The following is a 16450-nucleotide window of genomic DNA, read 5'->3' as shown; positions in this document are numbered from 1 at the left end:
GCAGACAGATGAACGGACATACGGATATCCTCGCGATCGAGACCTCCTGCGACGAGACGGCCGCCGCCGTCGTCCGGGACGGCCGCGAGGTACTCTCCAACATAATCTACACACAGATCAAGATGCATACCCTCTACGGGGGCGTCGTACCCGAACTCGCCTCCCGGAGCCACATCGAGAAAATCAACTATGTCATCGAGAAGGCTCTCTTGGACGCGGGCCGCCCGCTTTCGGACATCGACGCGGTGGCCGTCACCTACGGGCCCGGCCTCGTCGGCGCGCTGCTGGTCGGCGTCGCGGAAGCCAAGGCGATCGCCTGGGCCTCCGGAAAGCCCCTTATCGGTGTCAACCACATCGAGGGCCACATCTCGGCCAACTACATCGAGCACCCGGAGCTTAAGCCTCCGTATCTCGGACTGGTTGTCTCCGGCGGCCACACGCATCTGATCATCGTGAAGGACTGGGCCTCCTTCGATATCCTCGGCCGGACGGTGGACGACGCCGCCGGAGAAGCCTTCGACAAGGTCGCCCGCGCCATCGGACTCGGGTATCCCGGCGGTCCCAAGATCGACGCGGTCTCAAAGGAAGGCAATCCGGACGCCATCCGTTTCCCGAAGGCGCATGTCAACGGCTCAGCCTTCGACTTCAGCTTCAGCGGTCTGAAGAGCGCCGTGCTCAACTATCTCAACCGCGCGGAGATGCGTCATGAGCCTGTCAACGCGGCCGATCTGGCGGCCAGCTTCCAGAAATCCGTGGTAGATGTGCTCACGGAGCATACCGTCGAGGCCGCAAAGGCGTACGGAATCAGCCGGGTGGCCGTCGCGGGCGGAGTCTCCGCCAACAGCGCGCTCCGGGAGGCCATGCGCAGGGCCTGCGCGAGAGAAAACCTTTCGCTGTACATCCCCTCGCCGGTCTACTGCACGGACAACGCGGCGATGATCGGCGTCGCGGCCTACCATGAGTTTGAATCCGGCGCGAGGAGCGGCTGGGATCTCAACGCGGTCCCCGGACTGCGGCTCGGAGAACGGTAAACAGTCCGCCCGACGCGGCGTACCGGCGTATCCACGCGTCCCGTCTTAAGCCGAATGACGGAACCGATCCGCCGGATGCGCGGGAAGCGAAAGAAAATCAGGAAAAGGAAGGACAACCGTCATGACGACAGCCATCATACTGGCAGCCGGACACGGCCGCCGGATGGGCGGCAGCACACCGAAGCAGTTTCTCGAGATCGGCGGCGTACCGGTCATCGTCCGCTCACTCAGCGTCTTTGACCAGAGCCCGGAGATCGATGAAATTCTTCTGGTCACCTCCCACGAATACGTGAATTACTGCTGCGACCGGATCGTCAGCGGCTACGGTCTCCGCAAGGTCCGGGCTGTCATCCTCGGCGGAAGGGAACGCTATGACTCGGTGTACAACGCCCTGCTCGCCTGCAGCAACAGCGATTATGTCATGATTCACGACGGGGCGAGACCCTTCATCACGGAGGACGTCATCCGCCGGGTGGACGCGGCGGTGCGCCGGTACGGCGCCGCCGCCGCAGGCGTACCCTCCAAGGATACGATCAAGCTCATCGATGAGGACGGCTTCGCCGCCGCCACGCCCCCGAGGGACCGGGTCTGGCAGATCCAGACGCCCCAGGCCTTCACCTACGATCTGATCCGCAGGGCAAACGACCTGCTGCGGACGCGCGGTGATCTCGACGGCGTCACCGACGACGCGATGATCGTCGAGAAGTCGGGACTCGCCCGCGTCCGGCTCGTGGAGGGTTCCTACGGCAACATCAAGATCACGACACCGGAGGATCTCCGCCGGTTCGAGGTCCGGTCGTAACCGTTCCGTTCACAAAGGCGGGGATGCCGCACGCAGCGCGTGCGGCATCCCCGCCTTTTTTGCCTGATTGCTTTCGTTCCGCCGGATCAGAGATCCGCCGCGATGTCCGGATTGACGCCGGTCAGCCCGACCCAGGCGCCCTGAGAAGCCTCCGGGGCGTCCGGATGGGCGATCAGCCATTTGTTCGTCGCGAACAGCATCCGGTCCTCCGCGGAACGGCCGGACGGTTCCGCCTTGCCGTCGTTCGTCCCCTTCGGGAGCGCGATCAGCACGCGGAAGCCCTTCGCCGAATCCGTGTGGCAGGGAGCGTAATGCAGCGAGGTTCCATAGACCTCCACCAGCACGCCGGCCGGCACGCGGAACGCGCGGCAGAGCGAGGTATCCAGTCTCCCGTCCTTCACCTGACTTTCCTTCGCAAGGATCAGGACGATGTCCTCCGTCGGGAGGTTAAACTCGCTGTTTCTGTGATATTCCAGACAGTTCAGCTTTGTATTGTGTCCATTACACCAGCCGAACTGCACCGGGAGCCCGCCGAACAGCGTCGGTGCCAGCTCCTTCGACGCATCCAGATTCTGCAGCGCCGGCTCCTCCGGCACATAGCCTGTGCCGTTTTCGGGAAGCGGCGTATACCGGTTCAGCGCATCGACGAAGGGCTTCGTATCCCATCCGTCGACGACCCGGCCGTAGTCCGCAAATTCCGGATCATACACGCTCAGTATCTTCATGATCAGTTCATCTCCTCTCCCGCTCCGGTTTCCCGGCGCAGATCCTTGTCAGATCCATCTCTTACGCCCAGGGATTCTCATCCGGATACCGGACGCCGGCCGGCTGGTTGTAGCCGATCTCGTCAACCGGAACACCGATATACTTGAAGACCTCAAAGAGATACTTCGCCTGCTTTCCGAACGCCACGGCGCCGTGATGCGGGAAGCCCTTCTCAATCAGCACATGGCGGTAGAAGCGGCCCATCTCCGGGATCGCGAAGATTCCGATGGAACCGAAGCTCCGGGTCGCCACCGGAAGCACCTCGCCCTCGGCGATGTATGCGCGGATCTTTCCGTCCGCGGTCGACTGCAGGCGGTAGAACGTCACATCGCCCGGCACGATGTCGCCTTCCAGCGTGCCGTTGGTCACTTCGATCGGAAGGCTTCTCGCCATAATCTTCTGATACTTCATCTCATGGAACTTCAGCTTGGACGTGCAGGTATTGCCGCAGTGGAAGCCCATGAACGTATCCGTCAGCTTGTAATCGAATTTTCCTCTGATGTCCTGCTCGAAGATCTCCTTCGGCACGGTGTTGTTGATGTCGAGGAGCGTGACGGCGTCGCCCGAGACGACCTCGCCGATGAACTCGGACAGTGTCCCGTAGATATCGACCTCGCAGGAGACCGGGATGCCCTGGCCCGTCAGACGGCTGTTGACGTAGCAGGGAACGAATTTGAACATCGTCTGGAAAGCGGGCCAGCACTTCGTCGTCAGCGCGACGTACTTTCGATAGCCCTTGTGCGCCTCGATCCAGTCCTTCAGCGTCAGCTCATACTGGGCCAGCCGCGGCAGGATCTCCGGCTTCTTGTTGCCGCATCCGAGATCCTCCTCCATATCCTTCACCACATCCGGGATCCGCTTGTCGCCCTCATGGTGCAGGAAGGACTCATACAGATCGAGCTCGGAGTTCTCCTCGATCTCTACGCCCAGATTGTAAAGCTGCTTGATCGGCGCATTGCACGCGAGGAAATTCTGCGGGCGCGGACCGAAGGAAATGATCTTCAGATTCTGAAGTGCATAGACCGCCCTCGCCACCGGAAGGAAGTCGTGGATCATGTCCGCGCACTCCTCCGCGTCGCCCACCGGGTTCTCCGGAATATACGCCTTCACGTTGCGGAGCTGCAGGTTGTAGCTCGCGTTCAGCATGCCGCAGTAGGCGTCGCCGCGGTCGCTCGAAAGGACGGCGATGTTCTCCTCCGCCGCCGCGCAGAACATCTTCGGTCCGTCGAAGTGCTTCGCAAGCAGCGTCTCGGAGATCTCCGGCCCGAAGTTGCCGAGGTAGACGCAGAGCGCGTTGCAGTCATGAGCCTTGATGTCGGCCAGCGCGTTGACCATGTCGATCTCGCTCTCGATGATGGTGATCGGACACTCGTAGATATCCTTCGCGTCATACTTTTCCGCATAGGCCTTCACGAGCGCCTCTCTTCTCGTCTTCGTAAGAGAAGCCGGGAAGCAGTCGCGGCTCACGCCGACGATGCCGATTTTGATTTCCGGTGCATTATTCATCTGATTCTCTCCTAGGAACGCATTACTTTTATAAATATGTTTTATATAACTTGAAATATAAACGCATTGACCGTCCTTGTCAATCGCTGCGGCGCGTCGGACGCAAGTCCTGATTTCCCTGATCGCGGTGCGTTTCGCGCGTTCCGGTCATGACTTTCCGGTCTTGTGATTCGACACGACGTCAAACACGACGGCAGCAAGAAGCACCGCGCCCTTGACCACGTACTGCCAGGAATCCGAGAGACCGTAGATCGACATGCCCTGATTGATGACGCCGAGCAGAATCGCGCCGACCATAATTCCTGGAACCGTTCCCGAACCGCCGTAGGCGGACGCGCCTCCGATAAAGCAGGAGGCGATGGCGTCCATCTCAAATGAGTTGCCCATCTGTCCGTCGACCGAGCCGATGCGGGCGCCCATCAGAAGGCCGGAGAGGCCGGCGAGACAGCTCATCAGAAAATAGGCCCAGAAATACACCCGGCGCGGATCGATGCCGGAGAGCTTCGTCGCCTTCTCGTTGCCGCCCACGGCATAGAAGTAGCGGCCGAATACCGTTGAGCTCGTCAGGAAGGCGAAGATGAAGACCACCGCCAGAATCCAGATCAGCATGATCGGGATGCCCTTGTACTGGCGGAGCTTGTTGCTGTAGACCACGATCAGCACGTCGATCAGGACCAGCCGGACAACAAGACCCGCGAACGATCCGGACGCCGTTCCGTTTTTCTTCTGGCGCGCTCTGCCGCGAAGCGCGAAGAACGTCACCAGCACCGCGACGATGATGCCGACAATCAGCGCCGACATATAGTTCTGCTTCTTCTCGCCGGGCAGCTGGATGTAGGATGTGAACAGGTTCAGAAACGCCTTGTTCTGGATGCTGATGGTCTTCGAGTCAAGAATGACCCGGGCCACGCCTCTCCAGAGGAACATGCCCGCCAGCGTGCAGATGAACGGCGGGATATGGACATAGCCGACCAGATAGCCCTGCCAGATGCCGATCAGAGCACCCACTGCCAATGAGGCGATAATGGCGGCGGCCGCGCTCGCGCCTCCCTGCATCAGCTTGGCGGACAGGGCCGCCGAGAGACACAGCGTCGAGCCGACGGAGAGGTCGACGTTGCCGCCGGTCAGGATGCAGAGGAGCATACCGCAGGCCATCACGAGGACGTACGCGTTCTGAAGAAGCAGATTCGAGATGTTCTGCGCGTAGGTCAGCCGCCCGCCCGTCAGGAACGAGAAGAAGATGAACACCACGACCAGCGCGAGGATCATCGTATATTTTTTGATAAAGGTTGATACTTTCATGCCATTTTCTCCTTCCTGCCGGCGTTCAGGATCGCACTCATGATCTTCTCCTGCGTCGCTTCCTCCGCTGTAAATTCAGCCGCCATCCGTCCCTCGTTCATCACGTAGATCCGGTCGCACATCCCGAGCAGCTCGGGGAGCTCCGATGAAATCATGACGACAGCCTTGCCCTCGGCAACCATCCTGTTCATGATGCAGTAGATCTCGTACTTCGCGCCCACATCGATGCCGCGCGTCGGCTCATCGAGAATCAGGACGTCCGGCTCCGCGAACATCCACTTGGACAGCAGGACCTTCTGCTGGTTCCCGCCGGAGAGATGTCCGGCCTGCTGGTGTATACTCGGCGTCTTCGTGTCCATCGCCTTCACATATTCCTGCGCCGCCCGGTTCTCGGCGGCGACGTCAAGAATCCCTCTGTGACTGACCCTGGAGAGCTTCGCCATCGTCGTGTTCCACGCGATGGAGTCCTCAAGCACCAGCCCGTTGACCTTCCTGTCCTCAGTGGCGTAGGCGAGTCCGTGCTCAATGGCGTCATGCTCGTTCTTCAGATGGACCTCCTTGCCGTTGATCAGCTCCTGGCCGGAGATCCGGCTTCCGTAGCTTTTCCCGAACAGCGACATCGCCAGCTCGGTCCGTCCCGCTCCCTGCAGTCCGGAAAAGCCGACGATCTCGCCGCGGTGCACCTTGAAGCTGATGTGGCTGTCCACGCACTTCTCCGTGTAGACCGGATGGTAAACCGTCCAGTCCCTCGCCTCGAAGATCACCTCATCGCTTACGTTATGCTCCCTTGCGGGGAAGCGGTTCGTCAGCTCCCGTCCGACCATTCCCCGGATGATCCGCTCCTCGTCGATGTTGTGCTCCGGGTTGTCCATCGTCTCGATGGTCGCGCCGTCGCGGAGAACGGTGATCCGGTCCGCGCAGTAGGCGACCTCGTTCAGCTTATGCGTGATGATGATGGAGGTCAGTCCCTCCTTCTTAAATCCCAGCAGCATATCCAGCAGCATCTTCGAGTCCTCCTCGTTGAGGGAGGAGGTGGGCTCGTCGAGAATCAGCAGCTTCACATTCTTCGACAGTGCCTTGGCGATCTCCACCAGCTGCTGTTTTCCGGTTCCGATATCCTTGATCAGAACCGAGGACTTCTCCTTCAGACCGACCCGGTTCATCTGCTCCTGCGCCTGCCGGAACGTCTCGCCCCAGTCGATCCGGCCGAAACGGCCGGCCCGCTCGTTCCCGAGGAACATGTTCTCGGCGATCGTCAGCTCCGGAATCAGAGCCAGTTCCTGATGAATGATGACGATGCCGAGCTTTTCCGAATCGTGAATATTGCTGAACACGCATTCTTTCCCGTCGTAAATGATCTGTCCGGTGTATTCCCCGTGAGGGATCGTGCCGGAGAGCACGTTCATCAGCGTCGATTTGCCCGCGCCGTTTTCGCCGACCAGCGCGTGAATTTCGCCCCTCTCCACCTGCAGATTCACGTTATCCAAAGCCTTGACTCCGGGGTAAAGCTTTGTGATGTTCTTCATCTCCAATATATAGTCTGGCAAAATAACACCCCCTGTGGAGACGGGCCCTCCGCCTCCCCGTTTCAGCCTGAAAATGGGCGGGGCAAGCGAGTGCCCCGCCCATCCGGGTAAGTCCTGACAGGAACCGGATCAGCCGACCGGATGCAGATATCCGTCAGAATCCTGTGTGTAGTAGCCTGTGTCAACCAGTTCCTTGACCATGTTGTCCTTCGTGACGACAACCGGAACCAGCAGGTAGGACGGGATTACGCCCGTGCCGTTGTCATACGTTTCCGTATCATAGGTGCAGTCGAAGGACCACTTGGAATCGGAGATCAGCTTGTCGTCCGGCTTCTCACCGGAGAGAATCGCCTCGGCCAGATCCAGCGTGACCACCGCTTCGTTGGCCACTGCCTTGTAGACCGTCATCGTCTGCTTGCCGTCCACGATATTGGCGAGGTTCGCCTCGTCGCCGTCCTGACCGGTCACGAGCACCGTGTTGTCGCCGGCATAGTCGGAATCGATGGCCTGCGCGACGCCGAGGGCCGTGGAGTCATTGGAGCAAAGCGCCACGTCGAGCTTCGTGCCGTCCGCGTAGTAGGAAGCGAGAATGTTCTGGAAGCGCTCCATCGCGGTCTGCGTATCCCACTGGGCCGTGGCGACCTGATCGAATTTGGTCTGGCCGGACGGAACCACCAGCTTGCCGGCATCGATGTACGGCTTCAGCGTATCCATCGCGCCGTTGAAGAAATAGGTCGCGTTGTTGTCCGCCGGATCACCGGCCGTAAACTCGATGTTGAACGGTCCGTCCTGGTTCTCCAGATCCAGCTGATCCGCGACGAATTTTCCCTGCAGCGTGCCGACCGTGTAGTTATCGAAGGAGACATAATAGCTGATCGCGTCGGTGTTCATGATCAGACGGTCATAGGCGATCACCGGAATGCCGGCGTCCTTGGCGTCCGCCAGAACCGTCGAAAGCGACTCTCCGTCGATGGCTGCCACCACCAGAAGGTCGACCTTGTCGGCGATCATGTTCTCGATATCGGAAACCTGAGTCTTGATATCGTTGTTGGAGAATTTCAGCTCCGTCTTGTAGCCCGCCGCCTGGAACTGCTTGTCAAGGAAGGAACCGTCCCGGTTCCACCGCTCCAGGGACTGGGTCGGCATCGCGATGCCGATCGTCTGGCCGCCGCGGTCTGCCGCCGCCTCCGCCACCGACGAATCCGCGAACGCCGGAGCCGCGACAGAAGCTGCCATCACTCCGCAGAGCGCCATTGCCAAAAGCTTTCTCGATCTCATTTTGTCATCCTCCTTTTGTGAGATGAATGATGATTTAAAAGAGTGTCTCCACTCTCTCTGACCCTTTTTACCGCCTCCGGATCTTTGTTTTTCTTTATTTTCCCGAGCTTATGCCGTACGCAGCTTACTTTCGTAAACATCTTTTATATAACTCAGAATATAAACTGTTTTTCATACTATGTCAATTACATGTGTTTATTTTGTCAAATGTCTCTCATTGCAAGTCTTATTTATTGTGTATTATCACAACGATACAGCTTTCCCCGGGTACATTCCGCTGACAGGCAGAAGAAAGCCGCTTCCGGCTGCATTCCCCTGACGGCCGGAAGACGGCCGCTTTGCGCAAAAAAACGAGCCCGGCCTGCCTTCACAGGACCCGGACGCGCATCAGCGCACAGGGGACGGTTCCGCCTCCTGAAATCGGTTCACTTCACTTTTGTCAGAAACGTCATCCTGCTCTCATCACCCTCCGTCAGCATCTCATGGAAATCGGTAATCAGCTGCGCCGTGATGTCGGTCGCCTGATAGAGGTAGCGGTCGGCGCACCAGACATTGCCGTTTTGGCATGCCTTGAACTTCCGGAAGAGACTGTTCTTCTGGTAAAGGTCGTCAAGGCTGTGAAGCGGCTGCTCGATGGACGCGTTGTAAATCAGATAATCGGCGTCCGCCGCCGCGGCGTAAAATTCCTCCATCGTCATCGGGACCGAGGAAAGCTTCGAGCCCTTAAGAGAGCCGACCCCGTCCAGCGCATAGTGTCCGCCGGCCATCGCGATCATCTTCGGCACCGTATCCCCCGGTCTGCGGACGACGACCGCCCCGTTGGAATCGACGTAGAAGAAAGCAGCCGTCTTCCCGGTATCGCTGACCTTTCCCATAGACCGGATCGCGTCCGTCTGTGTTTTGAAAAATGCATCCGCCTGCTTCTCGCATCCCAGCAGCGCGCCGTAGACCTTCACCCATTCCGGGCGGCCCAGCGGGTCGGATTCATAGCTCGACCTGTCCACAAAGACGGGGATGCCCAGCTTCTCGAGCATCTCCTTCACCTTGGGCGTATGCAGGATCATCGTCGACTCGACCGCGAGATCACAGCCTCCGTTCACCAGCTGCTCGTAATCCGGCTTGCTGTAATTGCCCGCATAGGCGATACGCCCTTCTTCCATCGCCTTTTTCGCGGCGTCCACATACCAGCCATCCGCCTTCAGCCCGGAGAAGGCGACATCGTCCAGCCCGCCGATGGCGTTGATCAGCGCCATCGCGGCGGACGCGGCGAGATAGACATGGGACGGCGCGGCCGGCAGGATCTGCACGCTGTCATCCAGACCGGAAGGCACCTGGCCGCCCTCCGGGATCTGAAGATACTGCGCGCTGTCATGCACGTCATAGAACTTGTATCCGCCCTGGTAGTAATAGATATCGATGCCCGTCGCGTAGGAGAACGACGTCTTCTTCTCAAAAGCAAGACCGCTGAGCTGCGGCGGCTGCCCCTCTCCGGATACGCTCTCCGCGGAGGAGGTGTTCCGGTCCGAAGAGGCGGTGCCGTCCTCCGCCTTCTCCGGTGAGGAGAGCGCCGGCTCCGCGCTCCCGCCGCTCTCCGTCCCGGACAGCGCGGATTCCGCCCCGCTCCCGGTGTCCTGACCGTAGCTCAGATGCAGCGTGTACTCAATTTCATGGGGCGCGGACATCGCGGTCGTGCAGGCTGTGATCGCCGTATCCGCGTTGACCTGAATCGGGATCAGAAACGCCGTGCCGCTGCCGTCCTGCCTTACGGGCTGATACTTCGTGCCGTCCTCCTTCACATAGCTGATATAGCGGCTGGAGAAGACGACCTCCGCCTTTGCCTCACCCTTCTCCACCGTGAAGGAATCGCAGGCAATCGTCAGCTTTCCGGTTCCGCCCTCGAAGCGGAAGCCGGATGGCCTGTATGTGCCATCCGCCAGCACGGGCGGGTCCGTGATCGTCGTCTCCGCCCATGACGCGCCCGAATCCGCTCCCGTCTTCTCCGTTCTCCCCGGAGCCGCAAGGGCTGCCGGCACGCTGACCGGCGAAGCGGCCAGTATGCCGCAGAGCAGCCAGACGGCCGCTCTTCCACATTGTTTCATTCTGAATCATCCTTTCCGCCGTCCCCAGCACCGGACGGCTGAACTGTGCATTCCTCAGGTCTTTGTTATATCGGATATCCGCCGCCCAGGTCAAGTATCCGGTCACGCCGTGTGACATTCATCTTTCCCTGTGATACACTCTTGTCACGGGTCACACGGCGCGGTCTTTCTCCGCCCTGTGATCCGGTCAGCGGCATCGCCGCATACGCAGTACAGGGTAGTGTCAAATAACCTATGAAAAAGCGGAGCCAAAAATAAAGGCTCCCGTGGAACCTTGAAAACTGCAAATAATAAACCTTTTTCAGATAGACGGCACCCTTGACAGCATGCCGGAGCTGCGTTGGAGTGGCTGTGCCGACGGTGAGGAACTCATGAACAGACAGGCTTCTCCCGTCGCGGGCATCCCAGCGTAACGCAGCTGCGGCATGCCGTCAAGGGCAGGCCCCTTCGGGGTGCCTGGGCGTCTGCCTCTGGTTCAGAATCTATGAACAGACTTATGCCTGCGCAGCTTTTTGCTGTTCCAGGATGGCCTTCTGGCCGAGGTATATCATGATCTGCCATTTGCCTGGCATGCTGCCGGCGAGTTCAATGTCAGGATCTTTGTTGAGCACCTGGAAGCGGTTGTGCCTGTGAGGACGCAGAAAGTTGTAGTAGGCAACCCAGAGCGCCAGATTATAGTTGGCGCCTTCCAATCCATCGAAGCCGTTGGTGTGACGGTAGGACGCCTTGTACGTGCGGTTGAGCCGCTCGATCAGCTGTTTGTACGGGCGGTACTCCGTTGTGACGGCATCGCTGTTGGTTAGTCCGATGACCTGGGTAATCTCGAATTTCATCTTTTCGCCGAACTTGTAGAGGAACTGCTGGGCGGCCAGAGGGTAGGCGCTGTATCCATCAGCAATGAATTTAAAGCCTTCGGGAAGAACATTCCCCAGATGCCGGAAGGCCATCCGCATGGCCATGATACATGGCCCGACACTGCGGCTGGCGGATACCCGGTAGCCGATGATGGAGCGGCTTACCGCATCCATGATGAACCAGATGTAAGATTTAATGCCGCGGACCTTGATGTAAGTCTCATCCGCCACAAAAGCGGAGCCGGGATGGTAGTCGTAATGGTCAACGAAGGGCTTTACACATCTGGCGGCAATCTTACAGTAGTTGGCAACCTGCTGGTGGCTGACCCGGAAGCCATAGAGATCCATGAGGGCCTGTGATGTTTTTCTCAGGGAAAGCTGGAGGTTGACATGGAGCGTCAGACATAAGCCCATGATGTTCTGGTCAAACTTGCGGAAACGCATAGCAGCTACTTTTCCAGAACCATCGTCCAGTTTCATCTGGAAGAAGTCCATGGTGAACTCGCGGTAAAGATAGTGGAGTTTGTAGTCACTCTTGCCGTTCGGTGAGTCGGGATCCACATGCTTCAGGCTGTTCTTGTAGTATGAACAGTTCCGATTCACGCACTTCCAGATGGTGAAATGCTTACGGCTCTTTACGGGCACAAGGGAATGGCCGCAGAAGGGGCAATGGAGCTCGAATTTTTTGTTAAAGCGTCTGGTCCCGGGAGAAAACATCTTCCCGCAGGCCTTACAAAGGCATTGTCCTTTGGAACCGTTATTGCGGTAAATGTAGTCGACGGGGGCGTTGCAGCAGGGACAGCGAAGGCCAGAAGGAAGATCACAATCCTTCCGGCGCCTGACTGGAGGCAGGTCACGGCCGTTGTGGCTTCGCTTGTATTCCATCCGGAGATGCTTCCAGTCTTTTTTCTCAACGGGAATAATGACAGGCAGCTTATCCGTTTTGAATTTCTCGTATTTTGGGGAAGTGGCGTCATCGAAAGCCCACTGTTTAAGGGGAATATATTTGCAGATAAAAGAAATCAGCCTGAAGTGTACCCCTTGTCAAGGACAACTTTGATTTTTAGGGGTGTCAGATGACGCCACCTGTGTTAATGTGTAACTGCTTTACCGATATGGAGGATAGTGCAACGCTGGGGAGCGACACGAGCGCCATATCGGGTTTGCGAGAGGCAGTGCACATGTACTGCCTTTTTTATTGCTTCCGCAGGAAGGCATGCATTGCCTCTTGGAAACCAAAGCGATAAACCCACCTTGGAGAAGCTGGCGGTATACCATTGTGGTTATACTTGACTTGCTTTTGTTCCGGGGCTTTGCCCCGGAAGCCGGGCGGGGAAGGGCGGCGGCGTTTGAGCCGGGTACAATCCTGGAGGGATATCAGTTTCCCCGTTCTGCAGAAAACTATTGGAGAGGCTGGTATCAATTCCCTGATATTTGTGTACCATCGCTTCCAGGCACTTTGCAGGGAAGAGGATATTTTCCGGTTTCCAGGTACGTGTAGTATTCCTTCGGTGACAATTTAAGAAGGTCCCACTGGTACCGATCATTATTATAGTAATCCATCCAGTCATCCAGGACAGGCAGGACGGCCTCGAAGGACTCGCAGTCAGAAATCAGTTCTCTGATCTCGTCCTTCATATGTCCGAAAAAGCTTTCCTGAGGTGCGTTATCCCAGCAGTTACCACGCCGGGACATAGACTGCACGAACTCGGAATCCTTCAGCTTCTGAATAAATGCATAGCTGGTATAATGGCAGCCTTGATCTGAATGCACTATGGTTGTGTTGTCCAGGGTACTCCCCTGCTTTTCTCTGAGCTGATCAACTGTTTCGAGAACAAAATCCACCTTGAGGCTGAGGCTTACGCGATAAGCCAGCACTTCATGCGTAAACGCGTCCAGGATCGTAGACAGGTAACACTTCCCGGTTGCAAAGAACAGGTAAGTGATGTCTGTCAGAAGAACCTTCCGAGGTTCTTTCCTGAAGTCACGATTTACTATATTCGGAGCAACATTACTTGTTGCAAGAGCCTTTGCCATACGCCTGTAGGGGTTGGCTTTACGAATCGGGCAGGCCAAGCTGTATTTTTTCATCAGTCTCCGGATCTTCTTGATATTCATGATGATCCCCTGATGCAACAGACGCATGTAGATGCTTTTGGCACCTTTTTTGTAACCGCGGAAACGATATGCCTCCAGGATCAGGACAAAGTCAGCCTGATCACGGGATTCGCGCTTTTGTCTGGCCGGGGCCGCTTTCATCCAGGCATAGAAACCTGATCGTGAAACTCCGGCAATTTCGCACATGAAGGATATGCTAAGGACATTATTATCCTGCTGAATGGCTTCATATATGAGCGCAAATTTTACTTCGGCTGGTGCCTGGATTCCCATTGTCTCCGCGCCTCCATATCTGCCATTTGCAGTTTTTTTAAGAATTCAACCTCCTGTCGTGTATAGGCAAGTTCATGCTCCAGCTGTTTGATCCGGCTTTCGACAGTTTCATCTTCCGATTTCGGAGGCCGCCGATAATTGTTCTGCCGGTTATCGGAAAAACCTGTATCACGCTTTGCCTGTACATTAACCGTGTGGCAGAAACCGCTGATCCTGCTTTCTCCGAGAACATCAGGGTCGATACCGCATTCAAGGAAGATGCTCCGTACAGTCATGCCGGACGTATGCTTCTGGTAAAAGTATCGTTTGAACTCTTCTGTAAAACGGACAGAATTCTGTGTGGCACTCTTCACGTAGCGGTTCTTTAGCAGTTGGATCACCTGCTCAGGGGTAAGTGGATTCTTATGAGTTTTTTTCACTGTAATCCAATCCTTTCTGTTACCTTGACGATTGGATACAGCTTACCATAAAAACCGTTATAGTAGTGTCCACCGAATGGGGTTTCACCCTAAAAATACTGTCCATAAAATGGGGAGGCCCAAAAATATCGGTGTCCATTCTACAGGGTACAGTTTAAAAAAGACCGCTGGACATTTAGAGTGCTGGACTAAATGCTACCGGCCGCATTGAAAAATGTGAAAGTTGCATCCAGTCTGACAGCAGATTTTTTGAGAGAGGTTAACGGTTATACTTTATCAGCTTAGGTGTCATGTTCACTTCATCAGGGGGGAATCGGCCTAAGCTGAAGTGCTTTCAGGACATCTTCTCCCAGCGACGCTGCCGCCATCTCATACGGAGTCCTGCCACCGAGGATCTGCCGCGGAGTGGAGTTTATGTGATTGACGATGAGGTTAACATCCCACTGGGTAAGATATTCAAAAGACGTCTTCTTCGGAAGGACCATTCTGAGAAGAGTGTGGACATTCTCCACACCGCCTTTCTGGCTGCTGCGCATGGGATCACAGTAATAGATAGTGGTACGCATGACACCGTCAATGCCGGTCTCCAGAGAATCCGGGTCTCCAAATTCTCCGCCCCTGTCGGTCAGTATCAGCCCGAAGACAGCGAGAAAAGAATGCAGGCCAAGCCGCTTCTCAAGTCTGTCGAACACAAGACGTACAGCGCCTTTTGTATTGCGGTTCATCAGAAATGCAAGGAACAGTTTTTCCTGTCTGAAATAAAAGGTCAGGAGGGTCTTTTTGGACTCTCTTGAGGAATGGACTGTATCCATCTCGACCCAGTTGTCAGGACTGATCTCTTTGAAATCATCATAAGTCCGGCCGAAAAAAACACTCCTGTCAGTGATCTGTGTGCTGTGGCATTTTCTCGGCTTAAACTTCACTTTTCGCTTAAGATTGATATTTCTTGCAGTAAAGAGTCCGTTATCGAGATAGGTGTACATAGTCCGCACAGAAATGCCCAGCTCAGGATGATTGGTGACGATCTGATAAGGGGACTGCCCCTGGAAAATAAGGGGAGTGATGATCTTATCCATTTTCCGGAGACCGCTTTCCGTAGTGTTGATACCGGAGCGGGAATCGGCCAGGGTTTCCCTGTACTTACGGTCTGCAAAGGCCGCATTATACCTGTATTTGTTGGCGACCGTACAATGGTTGATCTTTTTCTTACAGCCGTTGCATACATAAGGTGCCTTCAGCAGGCGGTCACAGCGTTCCAGTACGAAATCCCTGCAATGCTGGTTGCATGTGGGGCAGGAACGACATTTGACCCCGCAGATCCTGATATTGCCACACGCGTTGGTCTTGTTGCAGTGGTATCTATGGATGCAGAAATTTTTGCTGTTGTAGAAGGTTCCCTTATGGTACCAGTCGTGCATCCGGTGCTTTCTAACTTCCCGAGAGATCGTGGACGGATCCTTACAAAGATATTTCGCGATTTCTTTGAAAGACATTTCCTGATCCAGGGACATTTCGATGAACTGTCTGTCATCACTGTTCAGATGTTTCTAATTACCAGGGATCAATGAACTCATATCTAATTCCTTCCACTGCTGTCAGAAGGAGATATGACCATACCACGTTCAGCCGACAGAATTTAAACCAGAACAAGAAACTAACAGAGAAACCCTGAGTCAAGAAACGTCACGTGAGTTTTCGCCCGCCTCCTCCACATATCCCATAAGTCATGAGCAAGGGTTCCCACCCCGCTCAAACTCACGCGACGTTCAAATTGATCTTAATCAGGTCCGGCTGCTCTATGAGCAGGCTAATTCTGAGGAAAGTCAAAGATGTCGTGGGGCTCTGCCCCACCCCCCGGCCTCCTCCAGAGAACCTTCCATGCGCTTTGGGCGCATGGTTAAAACCCAAATGGCATACTTCAAAACCGGATGACTGCATAGTGTGAAAGGGTAAATGCAACTTGTGCGAAGGTAAACGCTATTACCAGTTATGATAGTTGCATTTACTTTTATAAATCTCGATTTAAAGTCGCTGAGGGTGACATATTGACAGCATAGATGACATGCGCTATAATAAATTTGTTGTCATTCAAGATAATATTTGCGGTCTTTTGCTGAACGATAATTAAACAAACTTAAGTAAAAGGAGCAAATTATTCTTTAGAAAGGGGATTAGAAGTGGAGTTTAACAATAGTAAGAGAATGGAACTGATCAATACAATGGTAACAGAGTTGCCTGTGCTGCGTGCAAGGATAGGAGCTTCCCAAGCTGATATCTCTGAAAAGATAGGCATTTCAAGGCAAACTTATAATGCAATTGAAAATGGTAAGAAAAAATTGAATTGGACTGTTTTTTTAGCATTGTTTGCAGTTTTTAGTAGTGATGAACGAACTCTGAAAATGTTGGATTCCATGGAAGTTTTTCAGGAGGGTATTGCAAAGGAAATGTGATTGCCTTTTGCAACGAATCTTAGCGTG

12 protein-coding genes and 1 pseudogene are annotated in these 16450 nt (G+C 55.6%); 3 read left to right on the top strand and 10 right to left on the bottom strand.

What is annotated here, in order from left to right:
- Positions 1-8: 8 nt before the first annotated feature.
- Together tsaD and ispD are read left to right on the top strand one after the other, a co-directional pair.
- Positions 9-1031, top strand: a complete 1023-nt coding sequence (gene tsaD / locus G4C92_RS09755) for a tRNA (adenosine(37)-N6)-threonylcarbamoyltransferase complex transferase subunit TsaD (protein WP_274939672.1) — start codon at positions 9-11, stop codon at positions 1029-1031.
- Positions 1032-1152: 121 nt separating this feature from the next.
- Positions 1153-1833 carry a 2-C-methyl-D-erythritol 4-phosphate cytidylyltransferase gene (gene ispD, locus G4C92_RS09750; RefSeq protein ID WP_274939671.1) on the top strand — a complete coding sequence of 227 codons (681 nt, stop codon included), beginning with the start codon at positions 1153-1155 and terminating at the stop codon, positions 1831-1833.
- A gap of 86 nt (positions 1834-1919) precedes the next feature.
- Here ispD and G4C92_RS09745 read toward each other — a convergent pair whose 3' ends face one another.
- The 10 genes and pseudogenes from G4C92_RS09745 to G4C92_RS09700 all read right to left on the bottom strand — a co-directional run bounded on the left by G4C92_RS09745 (position 1920) and on the right by G4C92_RS09700 (position 15514).
- Complete coding sequence (locus tag G4C92_RS09745; protein ID WP_274939670.1) at positions 1920-2558, bottom strand: DUF4867 family protein; 639 nt, start codon at positions 2556-2558, stop codon at positions 1920-1922.
- 61 nt (positions 2559-2619) lie between these two features.
- The gene (locus tag G4C92_RS09740) at positions 2620-4104 is read right to left on the bottom strand and encodes an L-fucose/L-arabinose isomerase family protein (protein WP_274939669.1); all 1485 of its coding nucleotides are present in this window, start codon (positions 4102-4104) and stop codon (positions 2620-2622) included.
- Positions 4105-4251: 147 nt separating this feature from the next.
- A complete protein-coding gene (locus G4C92_RS09735) occupies positions 4252-5406 on the bottom strand; it encodes a sugar ABC transporter permease (protein WP_274939668.1) in 1155 nt (384 codons plus the stop codon).
- Positions 5403-6953 (bottom strand): ATP-binding cassette domain-containing protein, encoded by a 1551-nt coding sequence (locus G4C92_RS09730; protein WP_274939667.1) that lies wholly within the window; start codon positions 6951-6953, stop codon positions 5403-5405. The genes G4C92_RS09735 and G4C92_RS09730 overlap by 4 nt, the downstream gene beginning before the upstream one ends.
- 108 nt (positions 6954-7061) lie before the next feature.
- Entirely contained in the window at positions 7062-8210 is a 1149-nt protein-coding gene (locus G4C92_RS09725) for a substrate-binding domain-containing protein (protein ID WP_274939666.1), read from the bottom strand.
- Positions 8211-8635: 425 nt separating this feature from the next.
- Complete coding sequence (locus tag G4C92_RS09720) at positions 8636-10309, bottom strand: ABC transporter substrate-binding protein (protein ID WP_274939665.1); 1674 nt, start codon at positions 10307-10309, stop codon at positions 8636-8638.
- 494 nt (positions 10310-10803) lie between these two features.
- A complete protein-coding gene (locus G4C92_RS09715; RefSeq protein WP_274941991.1) occupies positions 10804-12189 on the bottom strand; it encodes an integrase core domain-containing protein in 1386 nt (461 codons plus the stop codon).
- Between the two features lie 393 nt (positions 12190-12582).
- Positions 12583-13554, bottom strand: a complete 972-nt coding sequence (locus G4C92_RS09710; protein ID WP_274939661.1) for an IS3 family transposase — start codon at positions 13552-13554, stop codon at positions 12583-12585.
- Positions 13527-13934, bottom strand: a complete 408-nt coding sequence (locus G4C92_RS09705) for an HTH domain-containing protein (protein WP_274939660.1) — start codon at positions 13932-13934, stop codon at positions 13527-13529. The genes G4C92_RS09710 and G4C92_RS09705 overlap by 28 nt, the downstream gene beginning before the upstream one ends.
- A 298-nt stretch (positions 13935-14232) precedes the next feature.
- Positions 14233-15514 (bottom strand): annotated as a pseudogene (locus tag G4C92_RS09700) (IS30 family transposase).
- 636 nt (positions 15515-16150) lie between these two features.
- On the opposite strand from G4C92_RS09700, the gene G4C92_RS09695 reads away from it, so the two are divergent.
- Entirely contained in the window at positions 16151-16423 is a 273-nt protein-coding gene (locus tag G4C92_RS09695) for a helix-turn-helix transcriptional regulator (RefSeq protein ID WP_274939663.1), read from the top strand.
- Positions 16424-16450 lie beyond the last annotated feature (27 nt).

The sequence above is a fragment of the Chordicoccus furentiruminis genome (assembly GCF_019355395.1).
Lineage (GTDB): Bacteria > Bacillota > Clostridia > Lachnospirales > Lachnospiraceae > Chordicoccus > Chordicoccus furentiruminis.
The sequence above is the reverse complement of the archived record's forward strand: the minus strand, read 5'-3'. Positions and strand labels throughout refer to the sequence as shown.

Bases quoted from the DNA above. Each gene is read 5' to 3' on its own strand.
- G4C92_RS09735 (WP_274939668.1), bottom strand. From the start codon at position 5,406: ATGAAAGTATCAACCTTTATCAAAAAATATACGATGATCCTCGCGCTG.
- G4C92_RS09720 (WP_274939665.1), bottom strand. From the start codon at position 10,309: ATGAAACAATGTGGAAGAGCGGCCGTCTGGCTGCTCTGCGGCATACTG.
- G4C92_RS09745 (WP_274939670.1), bottom strand. From the start codon at position 2,558: ATGAAGATACTGAGCGTGTATGATCCGGAATTTGCGGACTACGGCCGG.
- G4C92_RS09740 (WP_274939669.1), bottom strand. From the start codon at position 4,104: ATGAATAATGCACCGGAAATCAAAATCGGCATCGTCGGCGTGAGCCGC.
- tsaD (WP_274939672.1), top strand. From the start codon at position 9: ATGAACGGACATACGGATATCCTCGCGATCGAGACCTCCTGCGACGAG.
- G4C92_RS09710 (WP_274939661.1), bottom strand. From the start codon at position 13,554: ATGGGAATCCAGGCACCAGCCGAAGTAAAATTTGCGCTCATATATGAA.
- ispD (WP_274939671.1), top strand. From the start codon at position 1,153: ATGACGACAGCCATCATACTGGCAGCCGGACACGGCCGCCGGATGGGC.
- G4C92_RS09725 (WP_274939666.1), bottom strand. From the start codon at position 8,210: ATGAGATCGAGAAAGCTTTTGGCAATGGCGCTCTGCGGAGTGATGGCA.